Here is a 24,918-nt window from a genome sequence, read left to right on the forward strand (position 1 = left end):
CATGTTGGGCTGGCACGATACCCGTTCCCTGGCATCCCTGCTGCCGAAGAAGGAGGCAACTGCCTTCAAGAAGCACTTCGGATACACCACCGCCGAGCACCTCCTGCTGCACTTCCCGCGCACCTGGGCCCCGCACGGCGGATCTTTGGGTACCGGCACCTTCGAAGAGGGCGACATCATCACCCTCATCGGAACCATCACCGCCGCCCGAAGTAGCGTGACCCGCAACGGCCAACACCTCTACCAGATCACCATCGAAGATCAGCCCTATCAGGCACAAGCCGTCTTTTTCCGCGCCAGCCCGTGGTTGACTAACACGCTGAGCGTGGGCACTCGGGCCATGTTTTTCGGTAAATACAAGCACTCCAACTTCGGGGACGTGCTCCAACACCCCGACTACCTCGTCTTGCCACGCATCGGTGAAAAACGCCGGACGAAGGGAACGCTGGGCACGCTCACTACCTACGGCGACGTCGCGGAGATCACTGCGATCTTAAACTCGCTGGACTACATGCCGATCTATCCGGCCAAAGCCAAGGTTGCCACCTGGTCGATCTTTGCGGCGATACACCACATACTCGAAAACACTCAACCGATCAAAGATCCGCTGGGGCCGTTTGCCCCCAAGGACCTCCCCAGCTTCGACGCCGCGCTGCGCAGCATCCATGAGCCGGGGGCGCAGGGACCGACCGCGGGCCTGGACCGCATGCGCTACAACGAGGCAATGGAGATCGCCTTGGTGATGGCGCTGCGTCGCGCCACCAACGCCCAGCGCGCCGCCGCCAGCCTGCCACCGCTTGCCGACGGCCAGCGCGCCCGCATGCTTGCCAGCCTGCCCTTCCCCCTCACCGACGGCCAGCGCACGGTCATTGAGGAAATCAGCAGTGAACTGGCCAAGCCACGGCCCATGCAGCGCCTCTTGGAAGGCGAGGTGGGCTCCGGTAAGACGATCGTCTCGGTGATCGCGATGCTCCAGGCAGTCGATCAGGGCATGCAATGTGCCCTGCTCGCCCCGACGGAAGTCTTGGCCACCCAGCATGCCCGCAGCATCCAGGCAGCGCTGGCGGCCGCCGGGCTGACCACCAAGGTGGTCACGCTAATCGGCTCGCTCAACACTAAGCAGCGCAGGCAGGCGCTGCTAGATATCATCTCAGGCGATGCCGATATCGTGGTGGGCACGCATGCGATCATCCAAGAGGGTGTTGATTTCTTCAACCTCGGCCTTGTGGTCATCGACGAGCAGCATCGCTTCGGCGTCGAACAGCGCGACCATCTGCGCTCCAAGGGACCGAAAGGGCTGACCCCCCACGTGCTGGTGATGACGGCAACTCCCATCCCGCGCACCGTGGCCATGACCGCCTTCGGCGACTTGAGCCTTTCTGTCCTGCGCGAGCTTCCGGGAGAGAGGAAACCCATCAGCTCCTTCGTCGTCGCCGAATCCAATAAGGCCTGGCTGCATCGCGCATTCGAGCGGATGCGCGAAGAAGTACAAGCCGGCAGGCAGGTCTATGTGGTCGCCCCGCGCATCCAGGGCGACGGCGGCGTCGAGGACGTCTTCGACCGCTTCCGCGACCGTATCTTCCCTGAGCTTCGGGTGGGAATCCTCCACGGCCGGATGCCCGCGGATGCGAAGGAAGAAGTGATGCTGGCCTTTTCGCGGGGCGAACTCGACGTCCTTGTGGCCACCACCGTCATCGAGGTGGGCGTGGATGTGCCCAACGCGACGGTAATGATGATCCTTGAATCCGAACGCTTCGGTGTGTCCCAGCTCCACCAGCTCCGTGGCCGCGTAGGGCGAGGCGGGAATGCCTCCATCTGCTTCTTCCACGTCTCCGCCGGGGTCAGCGAGGAGGCCTTGGCCAGAGTCAGTTCGGTTGCCACCACCACCAACGGTTTTGAGCTGGCCGAAATCGATCTCGAGTACCGGCAGGAAGGCGAGGTGCTAGGCACCAGACAATCTGGCGCGTCCACGCTGAAGCTGCTGAGCTTGGTCCGCGATCGCGATGTGATCGAGCGGGCCAACAGGGACGCTGCCTACCTCGTTTCCCGCGACCCGGAGCTTGCCACGGAGTTGATCAAGGATGTGAGCTTTGAGCGGCAGGAGTACATCGAAAAGTCCTAGCGGAAAAGTCCGTTCCACAGCGATGCGATAAGGTAAGGGTCATGAAAATCTGCGCACCCTTTGCCGGCATCGTCCACTTTAAGGTGGCTGTTGGCGATACCGTCACCACAGGCCAGGAACTGGCAAGCGTTGAGGCCGTCAAACTGGAGTCTCCGGTTTTTGCCCCTGGCCCGGGTGTGGTCACCGCGCTGCTGCTCGATGATTTTGCCGACTGTGTGGGCGGCGATGCGCTCATTGATCTAGGGGAGGCTGGTTAATCGCATGGGCATGACTCGCATTATCTCCGGTGAGGCTCGGGGGCGAAAGATTAAGGTTCCGCCAACCGGTACCCGGCCAACCTCCGATCGTGCCCGCGAGGGCCTGTTCTCCTCCTTGCAAGTACGCTTTGGCTTTGCCGACGCCAACGTGTTGGATCTATTCGCCGGTTCTGGTGCCCTCGGCTTGGAAGCTGCCTCTCGTGGTGCGGCTCACGTGGTGCTGGTGGAGTCCAACCCGCAGGCTGCGGCGATCATTCGTCACAATGCCGGGATCGTCGGCCACCCCAGCGTGGTGGTGGAGGAGATGAAGGCTTCTACCTATGTCGCCAGCGCGCCGCGCGAGTTCTTCGACATGGTGCTCGCCGACCCGCCGTATGAGCTTGCCGACGAAGCCGTGGTCGAGATGCTCGAGGCGCTCAAGCCCGCCCTGGTCGACGGTGCCGCCGTCGTCGTAGAGCGTCACGTCGATTCCCCACAGACGGCGTGGCCGCGTGGCTACGAGCCCACCACCCAAAAGCTCAAGAAGCGTACCTTTGGTATTGCCCGCATGGACATGGCCGTGTTCGACCGCGAACTTGCCGAGTCCGAAGAATAGAATTTCCCCTCACAAGGAACGCACCCAAAATGACCATCACCGCAGTTTGCCCAGGCTCCTTTGACCCCATCACCATGGGGCATATGGACATCATCACTCGTGCCGCCTCCCAATTCGATGAGGTCACCGTCCTCGTGACAGGTAATCCTCATAAGAGCTCCGGAATGTTTAGCATCGACGAGCGCAAGGAGCTTATTCGGGAGGCCGTCTCGCATTTGACCAACGTCAGGGTCGACCACTGGGCAGGTCTATTGGTGGACTACACCACCGCGAATAACGTCAATGTCTTGGTCAAGGGCTTGCGTACCTCATTAGATTATGAGTACGAGCTGCCGATGGCACAGATGAATCGTCGGCTGACAGGCATCGACACGATGTTTTTGATGACCGACCCCAAGTACGGCTACATCAGTTCGACGCTGTGCAAGGAGGTCACCACCTACGGTGGCGATGTCTCAGAGATGCTGCCTGCCAACGTGAACCTGGCGATGCAAAAGAAGATGACGCAGCTGCATTCCCAACAGGACTAAGCTCTCAATGCTTTTCCCGCCCGAAGGTTTGGGCGGGTTTTTGCATTGCTCTATATACAAGGAGAACCCACCATGACACTCGCTGTTGTCATCTTTGTGACCGTAGCGCTCGGTGCCAGCCTGCAACGCATTTCGGGGATGGGCATGGGGCTTATTGGAGGACCGATCCTAAGCCTGTTCCTCGGGCCGGTCGAAGGAATCATGGTGGTAAACGTTTTGGCTTTCATAAACGCCATCATGAGCACGTATTCGGTGCGTCGCGATGTGGACTGGAAGAAGTTCGCGATCATCGCCGCCCCTATGGTCATTGGCGCCATACCTGGCGCATTTCTCATCAAGGCCATCAGCGGATCTCTGCTCCAGGTCATCGTCGGCTCCTTGCTCCTCATCGCTTTGGCTGTCGTAACACTGGGACAGCGTTACGTCCCGGTGGTTCGAGGCACGGGACCCGCCGTGACCGCGGGTATCGTCGGCGGATTCATGAATACCCTGGCTGGCATCGCCGGTCCGGCGATTACGGTGTACGCACAGGCCAGCCGATGGGAGCAGCGCGCCTACGCTTCAACCCTGCAGCCAATTTTTATTGTTTCTGCGTTCGTCTCGATAGTGGTGAAGTCGGCGACGGGGGCAGGCTCCATCGAGCACATCAGTGCGCTTGCGTGGGCCGGTGGGGTGGTTGCCATGTTCATCGGCATCTTCCTAGGCTCCAAGGTGGCAAACAAAGTGCCCCGGGACAAGGCCCGCGCCCTCGCCCTGGGGCTGGCAACACTCGGTGGCATTAGCGTCCTTGCCCGTGGTGCAATCGGCCTGATTCAATAAGGCATGCTTCGCAGGCCCGCGTGGGGCCTGCTTTCCGACGTTGCGGGGCTCTTACCCGCCCGAGTGCTTGGGGTGCCAGGGTGGGTAGGTCCAGGTGGGGTGGCCGTTGGTGCGTTGGATGCGCCCGTGTTTGGGTGTGCTGGGGTCATCGTCGTTTCTTCCGTTGTGGAAGGCGCATAGCATGGTGAGGTTTTTACTTGCGGTGGTCCCGCCACGATTCCACGCATGGATATGGTGGACCTGGCACTCATCGGCTGGTTTATTGCAGTCCGGGTGGGCACAGCTTAAGGATTCGAGGGTGGCTAGGTCGCGTTGCTTTTTGTTGGCAAACCTGGAGGAGCGCACGAGGTCGACGGGTCCGTCGACGGGGTGGATAAGCCCGAACCCCCACTGGTCATCAAGGATGGAGGCAACGATCTGGGTGCTGGTGCGTGTGACCCCATCGGAGCAGGTGAAGGTGGTTTCGTCTCCTGTGGCATCCAGGACGGTGGTGAGTTTGTCTAGGGGGATGGCCACGATGGGGCGAAGTGTTTTGGTGATGGTGCCGGCGTGGGGGAAGTTTTTGGCTGGGTCGGGCAGGTCTTTGAGTGTTTCGTAAAGTGTGTCGATATCGGCTGGTTCGCCGTTGATTTTCAGTTGCCAGAGGTTGTTGCGGTTGCGGTTGATGCTCACGCCTTTGACCAACCTTGCCGGTGGGGTTGCGTAGTCGTTGGTGATTGCGCGTGCGCGGGTGGCGAACTGTCCGGTGGGCAGGTTGCCGAGGTTGATGAGGTCGCGGCGTAGTTGCCATGTGGTTTTTTCGCCTGTGACTCTGCGGGTGCAGGTTTCGATGATTTCCAGGTGGGCGAGGGTAAGCCCGAGGGAGTCTATGGTTTCCCGGCAGGTGGCTTGCATCCTGGTGTAGGAGGTGGTGCCGTAGTACACCGTGGCGAGGGTTTTCAGGTCGGTGGCTGTGTTTTCGGGTAGTCCGCGTTCGACAAGCGCAGCAATTGTGCACCCGGCGGCGTCCTGGATGAGGGCGAGCGGGTTGGAAAGTACTGCTGCAAGCTGGTCGACGGGGTTCATGCCCACCAGACTAGGTAGCGGTAGCCGCAGTGCCAACCGTGTGGCGGGATGCCTGTGGATAACTCGGGCGACCTGCGGTTTTCAACCTGTGGATAACTTTGCCCACGTATGCCCGGAAATCCCCCACGACCAGTGTTAATCGATGGCAATGGAGAAAAGGCGCGAACCCCGAAGGGATCCGCGCCTTTTCTTAAGCGTCCTTGCAACCAATGCACTCTAAAGCAGGCTCGACAGGAAAGCCTGGGTGCGCTGGTGCTGCGGGTGCTCGATGACCTGGCGGGCGGGCCCGCGCTCGACGATGTAGCCGTCGGCCATGAACACGACCTCGTCGGCAACCTCGCGGGCAAAGCCCATCTCGTGGGTCACCACCATCATGGTCATGCCGTCGTCGGCGAGTTTGCGCATCACGTTCAAGACCTCACCGACGAGCTCCGGGTCGAGAGCGGAGGTGGGTTCGTCGAAAAGCATCAGCTTTGGCTTCATGGCCACCGCGCGGGCGATGGCGACGCGCTGCTGCTGACCGCCGGAAAGCTGCGCGGGGTAGGCATCGGCCTTGTGCGCCAAGCCAACCTGCTCGAGCAGGCGCATGCCCTCCTCGCGGGCCTGTTGAGGCTTCAGGCCCTTGACATGCACGGGCGCCTCCATGATGTTCTCGATCGCGGTGCGGTGTGGGAACAGGTTGAAGGACTGGAACACCATTCCGATGTCGGAGCGCTGGCGGGCTGCTTCCTTCTCCGAGATTTCGTAGAGCACGCCGTTTTTCTCGCGGTAGCCGATCAAATCGCCATCCACGTACAGGCGACCCGCGGTGATCTTTTCCAGGTGGTTCACGCAGCGCAGGAAGGTGGACTTGCCCGAACCGGACGGGCCGATGAGGCAGGTTACCTGTCCCTTTTTCACCTGGATGTCGATGCCCTTGAGCACCTCGATGCTGCCGTAGGACTTGCAGACCTGCTGGGCATCGATCATCAAGTTCTGTGTATCAGACACGATCGTATTCTCCTTGGGGCATCTAGTGTGCGGTGGGGCGGTGAGCCTCGTCGATGATCTCAACGTTCTTGGGCAGCGCGCCCTCGGCGTCGGCAAGCGCGGCAAGCTGACGTGCGGTTAGTTCGCGACGCGCGCCCTTGGCGAAGTAGCGCTCGAGGTAATACTGGCCCACCATCAGCACGGAGGTGACCACGAGGTACCAGGTGGCCGCAACCAATAGCATGGGTACCGGCTCGAACAGGGCGTTGGCGATGTCCATGCTGCGGCCGTAAAGCTCTTCCGAGTAGGGGATGGCCACGACCAGCGAGGTGGTCTTGAGCAGCGAGATGAATTCATTGCCCGTCGGCGGAATGATGATGCGCATCGCCTGCGGCAAGATGGTGCGGCGGATGGTCATCCACCAGCTCATGCCCAGCGCCTTCGATGCCTCCGTCTGGCCTTCAGGCACGGCTTCGATGCCGGAACGCACGATCTCGGCCATGTAGGCGGCCTCGTTGAGGCCAAGTCCGATGACGGCCAACACGAATGTGTTTTTGAGGACCTCTTGCAGCGAAATTTCGGTGAAACCAACATTAATGCTGGAAAAGATCGTGCCCGCCAGACCCCAGAACACCAACTGAACGTAGACCGGGGTGCCGCGGAAGATCCACAGGTAAACCCAAGCCACGGAGGACAACACCTTGTTCGGCGACATGCGCAGCACCGCGATGATCGCGCCCAAGACCACGCCGATGAGCATGGCTAGCACGGTCAATAAGATGGTGCGCCAGGTGGCGGCGGCGATGCGGGTGTCGAACAGGTACTGCCAGTAGGTGTCCCAGCGGAAGGCCTCATTTTGGCTGGCGGAGATAAGGAACCAGGCCAAGAGCGCGAGGAGAATGATGGCAGTGATCCATCGGCCCGGATGAGGCAGGGATTTTGCCTCGATGGGCTTTGGCGTGGGAGTAGGGGTCGTACTCATAACGGGTTTCTTTCAAAATTCCAAAGAGCTTTCCCTGGCAGGGTGTAAACAGCTGTCACACCTTTTCGCAGGGAAAGCTCTAATTCTGCGTGCGAGGACTTACTTTACAGGCTCGCCATTAATAAGGGCGGCTTCGATGGCACCGTCCTCGACACCCCACTGCTCGAGGATCTTCATGTAATCACCGGAGTCCATGATGTACTGCAGTGCCGCGGCGACGGCGGGAGCGAGCTCAGAGCCCTTCTTGACCGGCCAGCCGTAGTGTGCTGCGTCGAAGATGTCGCCGGTCAGCTCCAAGCGTCCTCCCGAACGCTCGACGGCCCAAGCGGAGACCGGGGAGTCGGCGGAGAATGCGTCTGCGCGACCAAGGATGGCGGCGTTGGCGGCTGCGTCGGAGGTGTCGAAGGAGAGCACGTTGATCGGCTCCTTGCCTTCCTCTTCACACTTTTGGGAGCGACCTGCAACGTCATCAGTTTCGGAGACGGTGGTGCGCTGAACCGCAACGGTCAATCCGCAGGCGTTGTCTGGGTCGACGTCGGTGTCTGGGGAGTCAGCCCACTGGATGCCGGCGTTGAAGTAGTTGACGAAGTCGAAGTTCTTCCGGCGCTCCTCGTTATCCGTGAAGCCGGATACGCCCATGTCATTGGTGCCACCCTCGACATTGGGGAGGATAAGGGAGAAGTCCTGGTCGTTGATCTTGAGCTCCAGGCCCATGACTGAGGCCACGGCACGGGCGAGATCGATGTCAAAACCGATGATGTTGCCCTGTGGGTCCTTGAATTCGGCTGGTGCGAATGGCGGGTTGGATCCAACAGTCAGCTCGCCCTTGGCGGCGATGTCGGCGGGGACGAGGGCTGCGATTTCGTCGACCTTGGCTGGCTTGATTTCGGTCCAGCCGTCGGGCAGGCCGCCTTCCTCGCTGGCCAGCGCGGAGTCCTCGGCGGAGGCGGAAGAGGAGGAATCGGAGGAGGTGGAGGAGCCGCCTTCGGAGTTGGTCACGCAACCGGTGAGCAAGGTTGCGCTGGCTAGTACGGCGACGAACCCGGCAACCGGGCGCTTGGAGAACAACTTTGGAAGCATCATGTGCATAAACCTAACATAATTTCCGCCGCCTGTACGCCCTTGTACAGGCGGCTCCCAGCCTTCTTTCACGGCACCGTGGTAGAACTCCGACATCGCCGGTGCTCCAGTTCGGCTGCATTCACGCAGCGTGAGGGCCGTTAATACCTGTATAGCGACAGAAATGTGGGCATAGTATGTGGGCTTTCTCATGCTTGCCGACGTCTACAGCAAGTGGCCAAAATCAAAGCGCCACCGCAGGCGGTGGCGCAGGCACACGTGACTGATTTTGCTACTTTGTTGGCTGGTGCGTCTCGTTGAAGCGCTCCAGGAGCATGATCGCCCCCGCGATGACACCGCCGATGGCGAACACGGCGATGATCCAGCCCAGGTTATCTCCGGGGGCGAGCATGGTGGCCTGGGAGTCCTGCCACGGCCAGAGGGCGCGCAGCGAGCCGAGCATGAAACCAGCCATCGTGATCATCGTCAACGTGTGGTGCTCGGTCACGAGGTAGTCGAGGGTTTTGATGAATAGCGCCAATCCGGTGATCGCCCCGAGGATGAATACCGACATGATCTTGAGGTCTCGGTCGGCAACCGCACCCATGATCGGTGCGTACAGGCCCATGGCAAGCAGCATGAAAGAACCGGAAACGCCGGGCAAAACAAGTGCGCACACGGCGATCGCGGCCGCGCCGAATACCACGATAAGCGAAGGATTGGGTTTTTCCGCCGCGGTGAGACCGGTGAGGAAAAAGACGAACACTGCGGCAGTGATGAAAAGGGCGATCGCTGGTGCGCGCCGCTTGGCAAAGTCGGCCTTGTCGATCATCTTGATCGGGACGATCAGGGATACCGCCACCATGCCGAGGAACAGTGCCCGGGAGGTCTCTGGCGAATTTTCCACGAAATCGTGCATGACCGAGGACAAGGTCAATACGGTGGCGACCATGCCGACGCCAACGGTGAGGATGAAACCCCATTCGACTTTGGCCTTTTCATCTCCTGCAACCTTCTTGCGGGTGAGAACGTCCTTGACCAGGTGCAGCAGTGCGTGGCCGTTGCGGACTGCGCGGCCGTAAATACCGGTCACAAGGGCAACCGTGCCGCCGGAGACGCCGGGGACCATCTCGGCCATGCCGATGAGTCCACCGATGATGAGGTTGACGAGAAAAGACGCGGGAGTGGACTTCGTGGCCACGTTTGCGGGCGGGGTCATAGAAAAGGAGAAAGTCTTTCTTTGTTCGCGGCAAGAGGAATCAAGCGCGGGTAAACAATGGTCATCGAAAGCTTACCCGACCTTGGTCCTAAACCCATGGTGCAGTGCGCGGCCCGGTGCGCACCTAGTGGTCGTCGGAAAGCAAAAAGCTAGCCATCCGATGGCCGTGAACAGGCGATTATCGCTTTGGGGAAAAGTGGGTTAATATCTTTTTACGCGCCCCAGTAGCCCAATTGGCAGAGGCAACGGATTCAAAACCCGTCCAGTGTGAGTTCGAGTCTCACCTGGGGCACCACAAGGCCAGGTAGGAGAGGTTTTAAGCCTCGCTTCCTGGCCTATTTTTGACTAAAGTGTCCAAAAAGTGTCCCAAAAATCGGGGATGTGACGCAAATGTGACGGCATGTGGGTCTCGTAGGGCAAACATGGGTTAGACTTGTCGGGAGTAACAGGCCGAAACGTGGAAATTGTAAGGGACAAGGTACCAATGATTCTGTGATCTTTCGCTCCAGCTTGGGGCGCACGCTGCTCAAAGCTCACTTCGCGGCTTCGGTACGGATGATGCATTCGTGTCGCGGTCGCCCGTATCGAAAGATCACAGCGCTACTATGCCTTCAATCACATTTTCCAACGTCACCTTTTCCTATTCGTCTCGCCCCCTTCTTGAAAAGCTCAGCCTCCACATCGGCAGCGGCGAGCGGGCCTTCCTCGTCGGACCGAATGGCTGCGGGAAATCAACTTTGCTTCGCCTCGCACTAGGGGAGCTGTCTCCGGACTCCGGCACAATCAAGGTTGACGGTAACATCGATCCCGTTCCCGCCACCCAGGACTTTCCCGGGACGGTGGCTGACTACCTCGATGTTGCCATTGCCGGCTTGCGGGCATTGTCGTCGCGCTTCGACGAGCTCACCGCTTTGCTTTCCGACGACCACGGTGGGCAATCTGAATGGCGAAGCCTCAGCGCAGAATATGACCACGTGCTTGCGCGCATGAGCGCCCGTGATGTGTGGTCGTTAGATGCGCGCACCGATGAGGTACTGGCGGGCTTGGGGCTCGGATTCCTCCACGGCGACGGTCGCGGCCGTCCGCTGGAAACTCTGTCACCGGGACAGCGCGGACGCCTTCAGCTGGGTGCGACCTTGATTATTCGGCCGGAGATTCTCGTGCTCGACGAGCCGACGAATCACCTCGATGAAATGGCGATCGAGTATCTTTCCCGTCAGCTGAGCCAATGGGAAGGGCCTGTGGTGATGACCAGCCACGATCGCGCCTTCATCGAAGATACCGCCACGGTGATTTTTGACCTCGATACCGTCGTGTGGCGCGAGCTTGCCAAGGTGGAGCCAACAATCGAGGTTCCAGGAATCTATAGCTGCAGTGGCGGGTATTCCGACTTCCTCGATGCGAAGCACAAAGCCCACGCCCGGCACGCGCAAGTGCACGAGGCACAGCAACAGCACAAGCGGGAGCTGCTTCATCATCGCCATGAGTCGGGAAGAATCGCCAAGGGCGGGGTGCGCGTCGCTGAGGCGCAAGGCATTCAAAAGAAGTTCTTCGCCGACCGAGCCGCCGCTACCGCCGTTCGCAGGACGCGCAACGACGACCGACGGCTAGAAGACCTCGCCGAGGTCGAGGTGCGCAAGCCCCGCGAATACGCGCTCGCTTTCCGATTCCCGGAGGTTGCGACGCGGCCCGGCGTGGCGGTTTCTGCACGCGCCGCGGGTATAAGCAACCGCCTTTCAACCATCAGTTTTGATCTTGCGCGCGGCGAGCACCTGTTGGTTACCGGCCCCAATGGCGCCGGTAAGTCCACGCTTTTGACTTGGATTGCCCAAGGCCACCCACCCGCAGGGTCAGCTGCCAGCGGAAGCATCGAGGCTGACTCACCCGTGGGGCTGGTTCCACAACGACTTCCCCGACTGGGCGATCCCGGATTTGACGAGCGGGTGTGGCACAACGGCATCGGCGAAGGAGGAAAGGGGATCGTGCACCCTTCACTGTGGGCGACTGCGATCGCTGACTTGTCAGCAGGTAATCAACGCCGCGCGCAGATCGCTCTCGCGCTCAGCGCTTCGCCAGAGATGCTGATCATCGACGAGCCCACCAACTACCTCGACCTCGAATCCATGGAGGCATTCGAGCAGGCGATACCGACGTGGGGCGGCACCCTCATCATCGCAAGTCATGACCGGTGGCTGATTGATCGTTGGCAGGGGCGTCGGGTGCAATTGGGGCCGCCGACGTCTGGATAGAAACGAACCTAATAACGGGAAACCTGTGTGCGTCGGAAAGCAAGGCGCACCACGCACTGAGCTTAATCACGATGCGCGCCCGCGCCGCCAGTACCCCATAAACGACACCTGTGAGCGCGGGACGTTGTAGCTTGTGACCAGCACCCGCCTGATGCCAGTTACCATGCCGGATTCGCCAGCGATCCAGAAATAGTGGTCCGAGTGATTCGTAGGGTGGTTGGAGATGTGGTCGCCGCCAGAGGAATAGGTTGGGGTTTCCCACATGAGAATGTCTGTTTCTTCGGCAAAGTCGAGGGCGGTGGGGATCGCAGGTGTGGCGGGATCGAAGGAACGCAGCACCGCCGATGCCACAAGCTCGCCATGTGCGCGCCCGTTGCGCGGCAGCCACTGGACCTCAAAACCGGGATGGGTCACCTCAGCGAGGATGTCATCGTTGGTTGGCACCTCGATAAAGGCACTGCCCTTGAATTCCGGGCCAAGTCCTTCCAAGATGCTGGCAATCGCGGGCAACGCCGTCTCATCGCCGGCAAGCACGATGCGCTGCGCGTCGCCGGGCAGAAAGTCCACACCCCATTGTCCGGCAACGGTGGGGCCGACGAGAATAACGGTATCGCCAACCTTGGCGGCCGCGGCCCATTCAGAGGCCGGACCCGAGGCGCCAGGGTGGAGGACGAAATCGACGGCGATGCGCAATTCGCCGTCGAGGCGGCGCGCCCAGCGAACCGTATAGGTCCGCATGACCGCACCCGGGATGTGCTGAGAATTCCCGTACCAATCCTCACCCAGATCAACATCGGGTAAGACACCAAAGATGAGCTTGATCCGCTGATCGTATACCGGATCGGCGGGGACGCATCGTTGAAGGTCAGCGCCACCGAAAACCACGCGCAATAGATGCGGGGAAAGCCTCGTCAGGGATCGGACCTTAGCGGACATGGGAACAAACATGATGCCTCCCGTAGGGGTGAACCACCGGCTTGCCGGTGGTGGGGTCAATCTCGACGCGACAACCGATGCCAAACACTTCGCCCATAACCTGCTCGGTGACGACCTGGAGTGGGCTACCCTCGGCGACGATCTGCCCCTGTTTCATCGCGATAATGTGCTGCGAGTAGCGGGCTGCGAGATTCATATCGTGCACGACCATCGCCACGGTTGTTTTCTCACGAATATTGAGGTCAACCAGCAAGTCGAGCACTTCGAGCTGGTTGGCAACATCAAGATAGGTGGTGGGCTCATCGAGTAAAAGCGTTTCGGTTTCCTGGGCCAACGCCATCGCAATCCATACACGCTGTCGTTGACCACCAGAAAGCTCATCGACGCTGCGGTCGGAGAACTCGACTAGTTGTGTCGCCTCCAATGCGGTCTGAACCGCATCAAAGTCGGCCTGGGACCAGCGTCCAAACAGTCCTTGGTGCGGATGTCGACCGCGACCGACCAAATCCGCCACGGTGATCCCCAGCGGGGCGATGGGTGTTTGCGGGAGCAAACCGACCTTGCGGGCAAACTCCTTGCGCGAGTAGTCCTGCAGGCGAGTGCCTGCGTAGGTGACCTCCCCCTCGCTGGGCTTGAGTAATCCCGCCAAAGACCGAAGCAACGTTGACTTGCCGCAGCCATTGGGGCCAATGATGGAAGTTATAACCCCGGCGGGGATCCTCACGCTTAGACCGCGAGCGATCACCCGTTGCTCGTAGGCCAAAGTCACGTTGTTCGCAGCCAACTCGTCGCGCACGCAAGGCGTCATCGTTGGACTCCTTTCTGAGATCGAATGAGGAGATAAAGCAGGAATGGGGCGCCCAACAAACCTGTGACCACTCCCACTGGATACCGAGTACCCATCACGTGCTGGCCCAAAAGATCTGCCACCAGCACGATGAACGCGCCGACAAAACCCGCAGTGGCCAAGGGCACCCCCCGATGGCGAGCTAGGCGCACCGCGATGGGGCCGGCCATGAAGGCAACGAAGCTTACTGGTCCACAGGCAGCAGTGGCCGCTGCGACCAAGGCCACCGAGCAGACAATGAGCACGATGCGGCACAGTCCCGTGCGCACGCCGAGTGCTGCGGCGGCGTCGTCACCGAGCTGCATGATCCGCAATTGCTGGCTAGCTACCATAAGTGGTGGCACGATGACGATCCATGCCACCACAAGCGGTACCACTCGATCCCAGGAGGCGGCGTTGATGGAGCCATTGAGCCAGCGAGTTGCGGAGGCAAGATCCCAGGCCGCCGCACGCGAGAGCGTGTAGGTAACGATGCTCATGAGCATCGACGACACGCCGATTCCGATGAGGATCAATCGAGTTCCCGAGAACCCGTCCCGGATGGCTAGGAAATAGATAAGCCCCGCTGTCAGCAGTGCCCCGCCGAGTGCGGCAAGAGAGGTCATAGTCTGCCCCCAGCCCAATGCCACAATCGCAATCACCCCAAAGGCGCTGGCGCCGGAGGAGATGCCCACGATGTCGGGTGAGGCAAGCTGGTTGCGCAGGAGAGTTTGAAATGTCAGCCCAGCGATTCCAAAGCAGCTTCCGCCCACCACGGCAAGCGTTGCGCGGGGGAGTCGAAGTTCACCGACGGCGTAGCTTGCACCTTTGACCTGTTCACCGAACAAGACCCTGAGCACGTCGATAAGACTGTAGCTTCGCTCGCCATACATAAGCGAGACGAAAAATACGACGATGACAAGGAAAAGGAGAATTCCAGTGCGCATGCGGTTCACGCGTCTTGCATGTGCCTGTTGTTGCTTTAATAACGTCATAGCTCACGAACCTTTTGCTGGCGCACGATCCATATGAATACCGGAGCGCCGAGAAGAGGCAAGAGCACACCCACCGCAACTTCTTCGGGGCGCGCAATTACTCTTCCAACGATGTCAGCGGTGACCAAAAGCCCTGCGCCGTAGATGGCGCAGCCGGGTACCAACCAGCGATGATCGGTACCCATGACTAGCCGCAGGGCATGCGGGATAATAAGCCCCACAAATCCCACGGGCCCTGCCATACTCGTCGCAGCGCCGGCGAGGATCACGGAAGCCACTGCGATGAGGCCTCGCTGCACACCGACATGGGCGCCTAGCCCCGAGGCAAGCTCATCGCCGAGCGCTAGGGCATTCATTCCCATCGCCGTGGCAGCCGCCAGGAAAAGGCCCACGCCGATTGCGGGGCCGACCCACGCGATTTGTTCCCACGTTGCACCGCCCACGCTTCCGATCTGCCAAAAACGGAACTCATCCATGACCTGGACTCGTGGCAGAAGCACCGCACTGACTAGAGAACTAAGCGCCGCGGCGGTTGCCGCGCCTGCGAGCGCAAGCTTCAAAGGCGCAGCGCCGCCTGGGCCGATGGAGCCAATCCCGTAAACAAACAAGGCAGCAAGCGTGGATCCGGCGATGGCGCCCGTCATGGTGGCTAACGTTCCAGAAAGATCGAAAAACGCGATGCCGGTGACAACGAAAAGGCTTGCGCCGGAGAGCACGCCGAATATGCCGGGCTCGGCCAGAGGGTTTCTGGTGACCGCTTGCATTCCCAGCCCGGATACCGCCAGGGCCGCGCCCACCACTACTGCGGCTACGGTGCGTGGGAGGCGAACGCTAGCCGCAGCCTGGTCGGTCGAATCCTGGATGCCTCGCACAGCATCGACAACTGCCTGGAATGGGATAACTCGGGCGCCGAACATCAACGAGGCCACCACTGCAACCACGAGGAGCAGCACGCCGCCGGTCAAGACGGCGGCATTTGTTTTCGAAGGCCTCATGATTCCTTAGGAGTCAAGGGCGGAGGCAAGGAGATCAAAGTACTCGCCCAACTTAGCGGGGATCGACAAAGGAGTCGGGTTCGTGCTCGCTGCCAGCGGGCCGTTGCCGAGGAAAGCGACGTGGCCTTCGGCAATTGCTGGGATCATGCTCCACAGCGGATCGGCTTGCAGCTTGTCCAGCGTCGCTTGGTTTTCCGCGGGATCGTCGGATCCATAGGTGACGATCAGGTCGACGTCATCAAAAAGCTCCGGTTGTTCGGCCGAGATCTCTTCCCAGAAGTTGCTGGAGGACTCACTGTATTCGGCCACCGTCTTTGGAACGCCGAAGCCTGCCTGCTCGAGGAATCCCATGCGGGGGTCGGTGGTGGTGTAGAAGCCAACTGTGGAAAGGTCCGTGTCGCTGCCGAAGGCAGTGAACAGAACATTCGTGCCGGCGAACTCCGGATGTGCCGCGAAGGCATCCGCAATCTGTGTGTTGAGATCGTCGACGAGTTGTTCGCCCTCGGCTTCCATCCCTAAGCCTGTGGCGATGATCGTGATGTTTTCGTCAAGCGGGGTGCCCCATGCCTGCTCCGGGTAGGCGACGGTGGGCGCAATCTTGGAAAGCTGATCGTAGTCCTCCTGAGTGATTCCGGAGTAGGAGGCGAAGATGACATCTGGCTCAGAGGCGGCAACTGCTTCGAAGTCGATGGAGTCCGTCTCGTCGAAGAGGGCAATGTCAGCTGGATCGGCTCCCAGCTCCTCGATCTTGTCGGACACCCACGGCAAGATGCCATCGGAATCATCATCACCCCAGGTTGTCTTGGCCATTCCCACCGGCACGATTCCGAGAGCGAGCGGCACCTCATGATTGGCCCACGCCACGGTTGCCACCCGCTCCGGCTTTTCGGAAATGGTTGTTTCGCCGAATGCGTGCTTGATGGTCACTGGTTGGAAGTCGCTGCTGCTGACTGAGGAGGACTGTGCGCTGTTGTTAGCTGCCGATGTAGTAGTTGAGGCGCTGTCAGAAGAACATGCGACAAGTCCTAGACTTAAGAGGAGACCAATGCTGGCGACTGTGGCGCGACGATAGTTTTTTGGCATGAATGATCCTTTCCAATTGGCGATGTTCTCCACGAGTCAGGTCCCCTTTAACTCTGGTGGGCTGAGATCATAGGTGGGAGATTAAACTAAGGTGGCAAGGCTACCCTTACCGCCCAATGTGAGATAACCCTAGCCTAACTAAGGGTATCCTCAAAACTTGGTGCATCTACGTGGACAAAGGGCCACGCTTTGTGCGTGAGCGTGCAGAACTGACATGTGGAGCTTGTGTGAAGGTGCTGTATGCGCGTCGAAACATCTGCCCTTGAGGGATTGGGGCTATTCGGGCCAGGCAACTATGTCCAACGCTGCTGACACTGTCGGTGTACCGGGTGGATTATTGGATGTGGGGGATACTCGCCATTTGTACAGTCCTTGCATTGGGATGCATTTGATTGTGGAGCTGTACTGGCTGCATGTGGCGGGAATCGCATTGAGCTGATCATTTAGACGTGCATACAATTCAATTGTGCTTGAATCAAGAAATCTTGAATTAAGGCCACGCCCGCGCGAGAGAAGTGATTGGGCGGCCGATGCTGCCCTTTTGTCTGCCGTTGCAGATCCCGTGCGCCTAGAGCTTATCTTTCAGCTGGCAGCTGTCGATGAGGCGTGCGTTTGCACGCTTACTACAACGCCGCCAGTTGCAGATAACTTGCTGAGCTATCACCTCAAGGTGCTAAGGGGGGCGGGGGTGGTTCGCAGCGAGCGCCGTGGCCGCTGGGTGCATTACCAACTCGTACCAGGCGTGCTGGAACGGTTGCATTCAGTATTACCGCCACCGCAGCTTCAGGCTTGATAGTGAAAGAAGTGACTGATGATGAGTAGCCAAGCGCACGTCCGTGAAAGGGTGCGAATGAGCGCGGGTCGCATTCCAATTGGGGTTCGCCTCTTGGTGGGAGTTGCTGTGTGGATTGGCGCGTATGCTGCCAATCGTCCTTGGTGGGATTGGTTCTTTGGGCAAGTGTGGGGACTTGATCTCGACTCTCGCTTGGGGTCGTCGGTGCACTTCTTCTTCTACGACACCACAAAGATCTTGCTGTTGCTGTCTGGCTTGGTGTTTACCATCGGTCTCGCGCGAGCAAGCCTCAATCTTGAAAAGGCACGGGCCTATTTGGAACGCCGTGGCCTTGGGGTTGGATTGATACTGGCGGTCGTTTTGGGGGTAGTGACCCCATTTTGTTCGTGTTCTTCCATCCCGCTCTTTATCGGATTCGTGGCCGCAGGCGTTCCGATCGCCATCACCCTCACGTTTCTCATCGCCTCACCGTTGGTAAGTGAAACCGCTGCCATCCTCATCGGAACGCAATTCGGCTGGCATATTGCCGCGGCATATGTGGCAGCTGGCAGTGTGATCGCGGTGGCGATCGGCTTCATTTTTGCCATGATCGACCGGCGCTTTGATCTTTCTCGCTGGGTTGAGCCGTTTGTCCTGCAAACCAAGTCGCCCATTGCTGCCCTTCAGGATGGTGACAAGCCAACATTGGAGCAGCGAGTGCGGGCGGGTATTGACGAGTCATCGGACATCTTCAAACGGGTGTGGAAGTGGGTGATCCTCGGAGTCGCGATTGGTGCGGGTATCCACGGTTGGATTCCGGAGGACTTCTTTGCTCGATTTGCGGGCGCCGACAACCCATTTGCCGTACCCATCGCCACCTTGGCAGGGATTCCTCTATATGCAAACGGGGGAGGCGTGGTCCCCATCGGCGAGGCGCTGTGGGCCAAGGGGCTGCCACTGGGAACCGTCATGAGTTTGATGATGGGGGCGATAGCCCTGTCCGTCCCTGAGGCTGTCATGTTGCGACAGGTACTCAAACCGAAACTCTTAGCGATGTTTTTCTTAAGTGTTGCAGTGGGGATCATCATCGTCGGCTATCTCTTCAATTTCATCTATGTCTAGAAGGGCGTGATGCGGGAGTATACAGGGGCTGAAGGCAACTTTCGACGTCGGAAAGCAAAAGAAGCAAAAGAGAGGAAAATACGTCATGACCACCATAAAGATTCTGGGTCCGGGCTGTGCCAACTGCAAGAATCTGGAGAAACAGGCCAGAAAGGCACTAGATGAGTTGGGATTGGACGCGGAGATTGTCAAGGTAACAGACTTTCCTACTATCGCAAGCTACGGAATCATGAAGACTCCGGGTCTTGTCATCGATGAGGATGTCGTCCTTTCGGGACGCGTGGCCAAGTCTGATGAGATCGCTGCAATTGTGAAGGAACGCATCTAGCAAAGGCGGCCGGAGGCTCTTGCGTTGATTCGGGGATGCACTGCTTATCAACGCACATGGGGCAGGGAGCGTCGAAGGTATGAAATGTCGTGTCGTAAGCCTCGGCTAGACTGGCCAACGTGACTGAAGCTAATCCGAATAAGCGTCTCATGTTGGTTGACGGGCACTCGATGGCGTTTCGCGCCTTCTACGCCCTGCCGGCCGAAAATTTCGCCACCTCCGGTGGCCAGGCTACCAATGCCGTTTACGGTTTTTTGTCGATGCTGTCCACATTGCTTGTCGACGAACAACCGTCCCACGTAGCAGTGGCCTTCGACGTCGGGCGGACCACCTTCCGAACGGAGATGTTCCCGGATTACAAAGCTCAACGTGAAGCGGCACCACCTGAGTTCAAGGGGCAAATTCCTCTAATTAAAGAGGTGCTGGAGACCTTGGGTATCACCACCATTGAAAAGGAAAACTACGAGGCAGATGACATCATCGCCACGTTGGCTACAGCCGCCAAGCCACTGGGATTCGACACGCTGATCGTAACCGGTGACCGCGACTCCTTCCAGTTGGTCAACGATTCGACCACGGTTTTATACCCCATGAAGGGCGTGTCGGTGCTGCACCGCTTCACGCCGGAGACGGTCGAAGAAAAGTATGGTCTAACCCCAGCTCAGTACCCGGACTTTGCGGCGCTGCGCGGGGATCCCTCCGACAATCTTCCTTCGATCCCCAAGGTGGGGGAAAAGACCGCGACCAAGTGGATCCTCGAGTGGGGTAGCCTCGACAACCTGCTGGAGAATGCAGACAAGGTCAAAGGCAAGGTGGGTGAGTCGCTGAGGGAACGCCTCGAGCAGGTGCGGATGAACCGTACCCTGACCGAAATGGTGAAAGATCTGGAACTACCGGTTTCCCCCGAGCAATTGGTGATTCGACAGGCAGACGTCTCGGCTGTCAGCGCACGATTTGATGCACTCGAATTCGGAACCACTTTGCGTGAGAAGGTGCTCAGTGCGATTCATGCCGAGGCGATAGCTGCAGTAGATGACCGCGAGGAAATCGCCATCATTACCGACTCTTTAGTGAGCTTCTTGGGCACACATATGTCTAATACCCCACACGAGGGCATGGCCTTGTTTGTGGAGGGAACTGCCCGTCCGCACGGCGGCGACGCTACGCGTTTGGCTATCGTGAATCAGCACCGCGAAGCCCTTGCCGTGGACCTTGCTGATATCTCCCCCGAGGAAGAAAAGGTGCTCGTGTCATGGCTGGAGGGCGCCTATCCAAAGTACCTCCATGAAGGTAAGGCTGCCTACCACATGCTCAAGGGTCGGGGAATCGAACTGTCGGGAATCACTCACGATACGGCAATCGCGGCCTACTTGTTGCGGCCTGGCCAGCGCACCTATGACCTGAAGGATGTCTATCAGCGCCACCTGCAACGTCAATTGGATGTTGAAGAAGTAGGCCAGATGACGCTGTTGGACATGGCGGATTCCTCCGCGTTGATCAATCAGGCCGTGGCTATCCTCGAACTGGTGGAAGTTCTCATCGCGCAGCTGCAAGAAATCGCCGCCTACGAGCTCTACACAGACCTAGAAATTCCGCTGTTGTCCATTCTGGCACGCATGGAAGACGCAGGCATCGCGGTCAATACTGCCACATTGCAAGAACAACTCGACACCTTCGTCGAGCAAGTTCGTCAAGAAGAAGCCCAGGCACGGGAGTTAGCGGGAGATCCCTCGCTGAACCTTTCGAGTCCCAAACAATTGCAGACGGTGCTGTTTGATACCTTGGGCCTACCAAAGACGAAGAAGACCAAGACGGGCTACTCCACGGCGGCCAAGGAGATCGAGGCGCTGGCGGTCAACCATCCACATCCATTCCTCGATCACCTACTCGCGCACCGCGAGTATCAAAAGCTCAAGTCCACGTTGGAGGGGTTGATCAAATCGGTCGGCGCCGATGGTCGCATCCATACCACCTTTAATCAGACGGTTGCCTCGACGGGACGATTGTCTTCAACGGAACCAAACCTGCAAAACATTCCGGTTCGCACGCCCGCCGGGCGCAAGATTCGCTCCGCGTTCGAGGTGGGACAAGGCTATGAAACCTTGCTGACGGCAGACTACTCGCAAATCGAAATGCGAGTGATGGCACACCTGTCGGAGGATCCAGGGCTCATTGAGGCCTACCGCGAGGGTGAGGACTTGCACAACTATGTTGGCTCCAAGGTCTTCGATGTACCGGTAGATCAGGTGACCCCAGAGCTGCGCCGGCGAGTCAAAGCCATGTCCTATGGTCTAGTCTATGGCCTTTCCGCCTTCGGTCTTTCGCAGCAGCTTAGTATTCCAGCCGGTGAGGCGAAACAGATTATGGAGAATTATTTTGAGCGCTTCGGTGGGGTTAAGAACTATCTCGATAGGGTCGTTGAACAGGCTCGCAAGGATGGATTCACCTCGACGCTGTTCGGGCGTAGGCGCTATCTACCGGAGCTCAACTCTGACAACCGGGTGGCCCGTGAAAACGCCGAGCGTGCCGCGTTGAACGCCCCAATCCAGGGCACCGCCGCCGATATCATCAAGGTTGCGATGATTCGGGTGGATCGCGAGCTTGCGAAGGCCAAACTAGCATCCCGGGTGCTGCTGCAGGTTCACGATGAACTCGTGGTTGAGGTAGCCGCCGGTGAACTCGATGAGGTCAAGCGGATTCTTGAAACAGAGATGGATTCCGCCATCCACCTCAGGGTGCCACTAGAAGTCTCGGCGGGCGAGGGTCCGAACTGGGACGAGGCTGCGCACTAAAACTATCACGGACACGGCTTGGGCCCTCTGTGATGCTCAACGGGCCCCGCGTCTACAGCGCGGTGGCCTGAAAGATGATCGTTCCGGGGAAGATTCTTCCCCGCAGCGGCGACCACTGCCCCCAGTTTTCCTCAAGTCCTTCGGGCCATTCGGGTTCGAGAACCTTGGTGATGTGGAATTGGTTGTTGGCCAATGCGGCGACATGATCGCCGATGGTGTGCTGAAACTCGGCGTAGCTGACCTCACCTGAGGCATCGACCTCTTCGTAGCGGCGTTCGAAATAAGGGATTTCGGCAACCAGACCGGCCTCGCCTGGATCATCGGGAAAGACCCATCGCATGGGATGATTGCAGGAATACGTCAGGCGGCCACCCGGTGTCAATACGCGCCGGATTTCCGCGAACAGTAGAGTGAGGTCCTCAATGAAGGGGATCGCTCCGAAGGCCGAGAAGACCTGATCAAAACTCTCGTTGCAAAAAGGAAGCCTCAAGGCATCGGCCTGGACTAGGGGCACCTTTTTCGCGCTTTGTGACAACATACCCATGGATAGATCTATTCCAGTAACCAAGCGCGCGGCGGGCGCCTTTTCTGTCAGCCAGGTCGCGCACGGCGCACTTCCACAACCGATCTCCAGTACGGATTGCCCGGACACATCGCCGAGGAGCTGGGCGTGCTCCTCGCTGAGCATCTCCGGCGACCAATAGAAGCCATCGAGGTAATTTTTGTGGCGAGCGTGATAACTTTCGGCGTCATCGTCCCAGAAAGCTCTGTTAGCTCGAGACGATGCGGGGCTTTGCAGATTCACGTGTTGGTAGCCGCCCCGCCTAGCCCTCGCAGATGGCAGTGGTGGCGAGGCTACTTCCGGTCGACCCATCTCGTTGGTGTTGTCACTAATGCTCATGGTGTAGCCCATCTTAGTGAGGGACTCGCGGTAACGGGCGGCCGTGGAAGCGGTAGTGGATCGCACTGTTCCTTAGGGAGATTCGGCGGGCTGAGAAACTCTGTGTAGTGAGAATTCACAACTTTGGAGTGCGCAGCCAAGAAGTTCGGCTCAACGGGCGTTATTTTCATGGTTGTCCTATTTTTCTTCGCTTGCTTTTGGATCGGTGGGCATCAGGAGTGTCGATTGACGATCTCGCTGTGGTCCGAGTGGTACGTGTAAACAACTGAGAAACCCGCACTGGGCGTTTGGTTTAAGGATGCCCATGCGAAGAACGGGGCAGAAGCGCATTCTATTCGGTGCGTCGTGTTCCTTCTGGGGGGACGCGGGTGCTTGGGTAAAGGAAATTCGACAAACCTAAAAAGAGAGAATGCTCAAAATAGATTGCTTTAGCTGTGTGTTTGTACTAGCCTATAACGAGCGTGTCTATGTTTCCGGCGCATTACTCCTCATGTAGGAGGGGAGAAGTGGCAGGAAGCGGGATCTTTTCCACGCACCGTGGTGTAAAGAGAGACACAATCTCTGTCCATTTACTATTCCTACGTATTCGGAGCATTTAATGCCAACCAACAACGTGCCTCAGGTAGCCGTCAATGACTTCGGCTCCACTGAGGAATTCCTCGCAGCCGTCGACGCCACCATCAAGTACTTCAACGATGGTGACATCGTCGAGGGTACCGTGGTGAAGGTTGACCACGACGAGGTTCTGCTCGACATCGGGTACAAGACCGAAGGTGTCATCCCGTCCCGCGAGCTCTCCATCAAGCACGACGTCGACCCAGATGAGGTTGTCGAGGTCGGCGATCAGATTGATGCACTTGTCCTTACCAAGGAGGACAAGGAAGGTCGTCTGATCCTCTCCAAGAAGCGTGCTCAGTACGAGCGTGCATGGGGCGCCATCGAGGAGCTTCAACGCAACGAGGAGCCAGTCACCGGTACCGTCATCGAGGTCGTCAAGGGCGGCCTGATCCTGGATATCGGCCTGCGTGGCTTCCTGCCTGCTTCTCTCGTTGAGATGCGTCGCGTTCGCGACCTCGAGCCTTACATCGGTCAGCAGATCGAGGCTAAGATCATCGAGCTCGACAAGCAGCGCAACAACGTTGTTCTGTCCCGCCGCGCTTGGCTCGAGCAGACCCAGTCTGAGGTTCGCTCCGAGTTCCTGCACCAGCTGCAGAAGGGCCAGGTCCGCAAGGGTGTCGTTTCCTCCATCGTCAACTTCGGCGCATTCGTCGATCTCGGCGGTGTTGACGGCCTGGTTCACGTTTCCGAGCTGTCCTGGAAGCACATCGACCACCCGTCTGAGGTCGTTTCCGTCGGCGACGAGGTCACCGTTGAGGTGCTCTCCGTCGAGCTCGACCGTGAGCGTGTGTCCCTGTCTCTGAAGGCTACCCAGGAAGATCCTTGGCGCGTCTTCGCCCGCACCCACGCTGTTGGCCAGATCGTTCCTGGTAAGGTCACCAAGCTGGTTCCGTTCGGCGCATTCGTTCGCGTCGAGGAGGGCATCGAGGGCCTCGTCCACATCTCCGAGCTGGCTCAGCGCCACATCGAGGTTCCGGACCAGGTCGTCACCGTCGGCGAAGCGGCTATGGTCAAGGTCATCGACATCGACCTCGAGCGTCGTCGCATCTCCCTGTCCCTGAAGCAGGCTGATGAGGACTACACCGAGGAGTTCGATCCTTCGAAGTACGGCATGGCCGACTCCTACGACGAGCAGGGCAACTACATCTTCCCAGAAGGCTTCGACCCAGAGACCAACGAATGGCTCGAGGGCTTCGAGGAGCAGCGTGCAGAGTGGGAGGCTCGTTACGCCGAGTCCGAGCGTCGCTTCAACCTGCACACCGCCCAGATCGAGCGCAACCGTGCTGCTGCAGCTTCCGCTGCAGAGGCCGGCGAAGAAGCCACCAACTACTCCTCCGAGTCCGCTGAGGCAGCTCCGGCCGCAGCGAACGAGGTTGAGGGCGGTTCCCTGGCTTCCGACGAGCAGCTTGCTGCTCTGCGCGAGAAGCTGGCTGGCAACTAAGCCACCATCACGCTGGGCCTTATTCAACCTAAAGACCTCGCGTGAATTTCAGTCCCCCTTGGGTTATTACCTGAGGGGGACTTTTTATGTGCTTCGCCCACCTGAGGTCAATGGCCGCATAGTCAAAGGCTACTAGTTCCCTGATGGCGGAAGGCGGTAGCCCACAGTAGCCAATGGAGCTACAGAGGTACTTCGACGTGTTGCGGGGGCGCGTCAGGCGAGGTCTCACATCGAGCGTGGCTG

General features: G+C 58.9%; 22 protein-coding genes and 1 tRNA gene. 12 read left to right on the forward strand and 11 right to left on the reverse strand.

The features are described from left to right. The first annotated feature begins 1 nt into the window (after position 1). From PAB09_RS06290 to PAB09_RS06310, 5 genes are all read left to right on the forward strand, one after another. Positions 2-2,122 carry an ATP-dependent DNA helicase RecG gene (locus PAB09_RS06290; RefSeq protein WP_271035158.1) on the forward strand — a complete coding sequence of 707 codons (2,121 nt, stop codon included), beginning with the start codon at positions 2-4 and terminating at the stop codon, positions 2,120-2,122. Between the two features lie 41 nt (positions 2,123-2,163). After that, positions 2,164-2,379, forward strand: a complete 216-nt coding sequence (locus PAB09_RS06295; RefSeq protein ID WP_271035159.1) for an acetyl-CoA carboxylase biotin carboxyl carrier protein subunit — start codon at positions 2,164-2,166, stop codon at positions 2,377-2,379. Positions 2,380-2,389: 10 nt separating this feature from the next. After that, positions 2,390-2,974, forward strand: coding sequence for a 16S rRNA (guanine(966)-N(2))-methyltransferase RsmD (gene rsmD / locus PAB09_RS06300; protein ID WP_271035160.1), 585 nt, complete (start codon positions 2,390-2,392; stop codon positions 2,972-2,974). Positions 2,975-3,009: 35 nt separating this feature from the next. Next, a complete protein-coding gene (gene coaD / locus PAB09_RS06305) occupies positions 3,010-3,504 on the forward strand; it encodes a pantetheine-phosphate adenylyltransferase (protein ID WP_271035294.1) in 495 nt (164 codons plus the stop codon). Positions 3,505-3,576: 72 nt separating this feature from the next. Further along, a complete protein-coding gene (locus PAB09_RS06310; protein WP_271035161.1) occupies positions 3,577-4,323 on the forward strand; it encodes a sulfite exporter TauE/SafE family protein in 747 nt (248 codons plus the stop codon). 51 nt (positions 4,324-4,374) lie between these two features. Here the strand turns inward: PAB09_RS06310 and PAB09_RS06315 are convergent, their stop codons facing one another. The 5 genes from PAB09_RS06315 to PAB09_RS06335 all read right to left on the reverse strand — a co-directional run bounded on the left by PAB09_RS06315 (position 4,375) and on the right by PAB09_RS06335 (position 9,617). Further along, positions 4,375-5,388: an HNH endonuclease signature motif containing protein gene (locus tag PAB09_RS06315; protein ID WP_271035162.1), complete on the reverse strand. Its 1,014-nt coding sequence runs from the start codon at positions 5,386-5,388 to the stop codon at positions 4,375-4,377. Between the two features lie 216 nt (positions 5,389-5,604). Beyond that, entirely contained in the window at positions 5,605-6,357 is a 753-nt protein-coding gene (locus PAB09_RS06320) for an amino acid ABC transporter ATP-binding protein (protein WP_271035295.1), read from the reverse strand. Positions 6,358-6,400: 43 nt separating this feature from the next. Further along, positions 6,401-7,339: an amino acid ABC transporter permease gene (locus PAB09_RS06325; protein ID WP_271035163.1), complete on the reverse strand. Its 939-nt coding sequence runs from the start codon at positions 7,337-7,339 to the stop codon at positions 6,401-6,403. Between the two features lie 99 nt (positions 7,340-7,438). Further along, complete coding sequence (locus PAB09_RS06330; RefSeq protein ID WP_271035164.1) at positions 7,439-8,422, reverse strand: ABC transporter substrate-binding protein; 984 nt, start codon at positions 8,420-8,422, stop codon at positions 7,439-7,441. Between the two features lie 268 nt (positions 8,423-8,690). Further along, positions 8,691-9,617 carry a DUF368 domain-containing protein gene (locus tag PAB09_RS06335; RefSeq protein ID WP_271035165.1) on the reverse strand — a complete coding sequence of 309 codons (927 nt, stop codon included), beginning with the start codon at positions 9,615-9,617 and terminating at the stop codon, positions 8,691-8,693. 218 nt (positions 9,618-9,835) lie between these two features. On the opposite strand from PAB09_RS06335, the gene PAB09_RS06340 reads away from it, so the two are divergent. Beyond that, positions 9,836-9,912, forward strand: a tRNA-Leu gene (locus PAB09_RS06340). A gap of 310 nt (positions 9,913-10,222) precedes the next feature. Further along, positions 10,223-11,866, forward strand: coding sequence for an ABC-F family ATP-binding cassette domain-containing protein (locus PAB09_RS06345; RefSeq protein WP_271035166.1), 1,644 nt, complete (start codon positions 10,223-10,225; stop codon positions 11,864-11,866). Positions 11,867-11,932: 66 nt separating this feature from the next. Here PAB09_RS06345 and PAB09_RS06350 read toward each other — a convergent pair whose 3' ends face one another. Genes PAB09_RS06350 through PAB09_RS06370 form a run of 5 tightly spaced genes read right to left on the reverse strand, consistent with a single transcriptional unit; the run spans position 11,933 to position 16,701 of the window. After that, positions 11,933-12,802: a siderophore-interacting protein gene (locus PAB09_RS06350; protein WP_271035167.1), complete on the reverse strand. Its 870-nt coding sequence runs from the start codon at positions 12,800-12,802 to the stop codon at positions 11,933-11,935. Beyond that, positions 12,792-13,610, reverse strand: coding sequence for an ABC transporter ATP-binding protein (locus PAB09_RS06355; protein WP_271035168.1), 819 nt, complete (start codon positions 13,608-13,610; stop codon positions 12,792-12,794). Before PAB09_RS06355 ends, PAB09_RS06350 begins: the two co-directional genes overlap by 11 nt. After that, the gene (locus PAB09_RS06360; protein WP_271035169.1) at positions 13,607-14,575 is read right to left on the reverse strand and encodes a FecCD family ABC transporter permease; all 969 of its coding nucleotides are present in this window, start codon (positions 14,573-14,575) and stop codon (positions 13,607-13,609) included. The genes PAB09_RS06355 and PAB09_RS06360 overlap by 4 nt, the downstream gene beginning before the upstream one ends. 44 nt (positions 14,576-14,619) lie before the next feature. Continuing rightward, complete coding sequence (locus PAB09_RS06365; protein WP_271035170.1) at positions 14,620-15,618, reverse strand: FecCD family ABC transporter permease; 999 nt, start codon at positions 15,616-15,618, stop codon at positions 14,620-14,622. A gap of 6 nt (positions 15,619-15,624) precedes the next feature. Next, positions 15,625-16,701 (reverse strand): iron-siderophore ABC transporter substrate-binding protein, encoded by a 1,077-nt coding sequence (locus PAB09_RS06370; protein WP_271035171.1) that lies wholly within the window; start codon positions 16,699-16,701, stop codon positions 15,625-15,627. A gap of 562 nt (positions 16,702-17,263) precedes the next feature. Between PAB09_RS06370 and PAB09_RS13350 the strand changes: the two genes are divergently transcribed. The 4 genes from PAB09_RS13350 to polA all read left to right on the forward strand — a co-directional run bounded on the left by PAB09_RS13350 (position 17,264) and on the right by polA (position 21,715). After that, entirely contained in the window at positions 17,264-17,494 is a 231-nt protein-coding gene (locus PAB09_RS13350; protein ID WP_442873741.1) for an ArsR/SmtB family transcription factor, read from the forward strand. 57 nt (positions 17,495-17,551) lie between these two features. Beyond that, the gene (locus tag PAB09_RS06375; protein WP_333780194.1) at positions 17,552-18,595 is read left to right on the forward strand and encodes a permease; all 1,044 of its coding nucleotides are present in this window, start codon (positions 17,552-17,554) and stop codon (positions 18,593-18,595) included. Positions 18,596-18,680: 85 nt separating this feature from the next. Beyond that, positions 18,681-18,923, forward strand: a complete 243-nt coding sequence (locus tag PAB09_RS06380) for a thioredoxin family protein (protein ID WP_271035173.1) — start codon at positions 18,681-18,683, stop codon at positions 18,921-18,923. Between the two features lie 149 nt (positions 18,924-19,072). After that, positions 19,073-21,715, forward strand: coding sequence for a DNA polymerase I (gene polA, locus PAB09_RS06385; protein ID WP_271035296.1), 2,643 nt, complete (start codon positions 19,073-19,075; stop codon positions 21,713-21,715). A gap of 52 nt (positions 21,716-21,767) precedes the next feature. On the opposite strand, the gene PAB09_RS06390 is transcribed toward polA, so the two are convergent. After that, complete coding sequence (locus PAB09_RS06390; protein WP_442873742.1) at positions 21,768-22,589, reverse strand: class I SAM-dependent DNA methyltransferase; 822 nt, start codon at positions 22,587-22,589, stop codon at positions 21,768-21,770. Positions 22,590-23,214: 625 nt separating this feature from the next. On the opposite strand from PAB09_RS06390, the gene rpsA reads away from it, so the two are divergent. Then, a complete protein-coding gene (gene rpsA / locus PAB09_RS06395) occupies positions 23,215-24,675 on the forward strand; it encodes a 30S ribosomal protein S1 (protein WP_271035175.1) in 1,461 nt (486 codons plus the stop codon). Positions 24,676-24,918 lie beyond the last annotated feature (243 nt).

The organism is Corynebacterium sp. SCR221107 (assembly GCF_027886475.1).
Classification (GTDB): Bacteria; Actinomycetota; Actinomycetes; order Mycobacteriales; family Mycobacteriaceae; genus Corynebacterium.

Excerpts from the sequence above, each read along its gene's own strand:
- PAB09_RS06290 (WP_271035158.1), top strand. The coding sequence starts at position 2 with ATGTTGGGCTGGCACGATACCCGTTCCCTGGCATCCCTGCTGCCGAAG.
- PAB09_RS06295 (WP_271035159.1), top strand. The coding sequence starts at position 2,164 with ATGAAAATCTGCGCACCCTTTGCCGGCATCGTCCACTTTAAGGTGGCT.
- rsmD (WP_271035160.1), top strand. The coding sequence starts at position 2,390 with ATGACTCGCATTATCTCCGGTGAGGCTCGGGGGCGAAAGATTAAGGTT.
- PAB09_RS06310 (WP_271035161.1), top strand. The coding sequence starts at position 3,577 with ATGACACTCGCTGTTGTCATCTTTGTGACCGTAGCGCTCGGTGCCAGC.
- PAB09_RS06315 (WP_271035162.1), bottom strand. The coding sequence starts at position 5,388 with ATGAACCCCGTCGACCAGCTTGCAGCAGTACTTTCCAACCCGCTCGCC.
- PAB09_RS06320 (WP_271035295.1), bottom strand. The coding sequence starts at position 6,357 with ATGATCGATGCCCAGCAGGTCTGCAAGTCCTACGGCAGCATCGAGGTG.
- PAB09_RS06325 (WP_271035163.1), bottom strand. The coding sequence starts at position 7,339 with ATGAGTACGACCCCTACTCCCACGCCAAAGCCCATCGAGGCAAAATCC.
- PAB09_RS06330 (WP_271035164.1), bottom strand. The coding sequence starts at position 8,422 with ATGATGCTTCCAAAGTTGTTCTCCAAGCGCCCGGTTGCCGGGTTCGTC.
- PAB09_RS06335 (WP_271035165.1), bottom strand. The coding sequence starts at position 9,617 with ATGACCCCGCCCGCAAACGTGGCCACGAAGTCCACTCCCGCGTCTTTT.
- PAB09_RS06345 (WP_271035166.1), top strand. The coding sequence starts at position 10,223 with ATGCCTTCAATCACATTTTCCAACGTCACCTTTTCCTATTCGTCTCGC.
- PAB09_RS06350 (WP_271035167.1), bottom strand. The coding sequence starts at position 12,802 with ATGTCCGCTAAGGTCCGATCCCTGACGAGGCTTTCCCCGCATCTATTG.
- PAB09_RS06355 (WP_271035168.1), bottom strand. The coding sequence starts at position 13,610 with ATGACGCCTTGCGTGCGCGACGAGTTGGCTGCGAACAACGTGACTTTG.
- PAB09_RS06360 (WP_271035169.1), bottom strand. The coding sequence starts at position 14,575 with ATGCGCACTGGAATTCTCCTTTTCCTTGTCATCGTCGTATTTTTCGTC.
- PAB09_RS06365 (WP_271035170.1), bottom strand. The coding sequence starts at position 15,618 with ATGAGGCCTTCGAAAACAAATGCCGCCGTCTTGACCGGCGGCGTGCTG.
- PAB09_RS06370 (WP_271035171.1), bottom strand. The coding sequence starts at position 16,701 with ATGCCAAAAAACTATCGTCGCGCCACAGTCGCCAGCATTGGTCTCCTC.
- PAB09_RS06375 (WP_333780194.1), top strand. The coding sequence starts at position 17,552 with ATGAGCGCGGGTCGCATTCCAATTGGGGTTCGCCTCTTGGTGGGAGTT.
- PAB09_RS06380 (WP_271035173.1), top strand. The coding sequence starts at position 18,681 with ATGACCACCATAAAGATTCTGGGTCCGGGCTGTGCCAACTGCAAGAAT.
- polA (WP_271035296.1), top strand. The coding sequence starts at position 19,073 with ATGTTGGTTGACGGGCACTCGATGGCGTTTCGCGCCTTCTACGCCCTG.
- PAB09_RS06390 (WP_442873742.1), bottom strand. The coding sequence starts at position 22,589 with ATGGGTCGACCGGAAGTAGCCTCGCCACCACTGCCATCTGCGAGGGCT.
- rpsA (WP_271035175.1), top strand. The coding sequence starts at position 23,215 with ATGCCAACCAACAACGTGCCTCAGGTAGCCGTCAATGACTTCGGCTCC.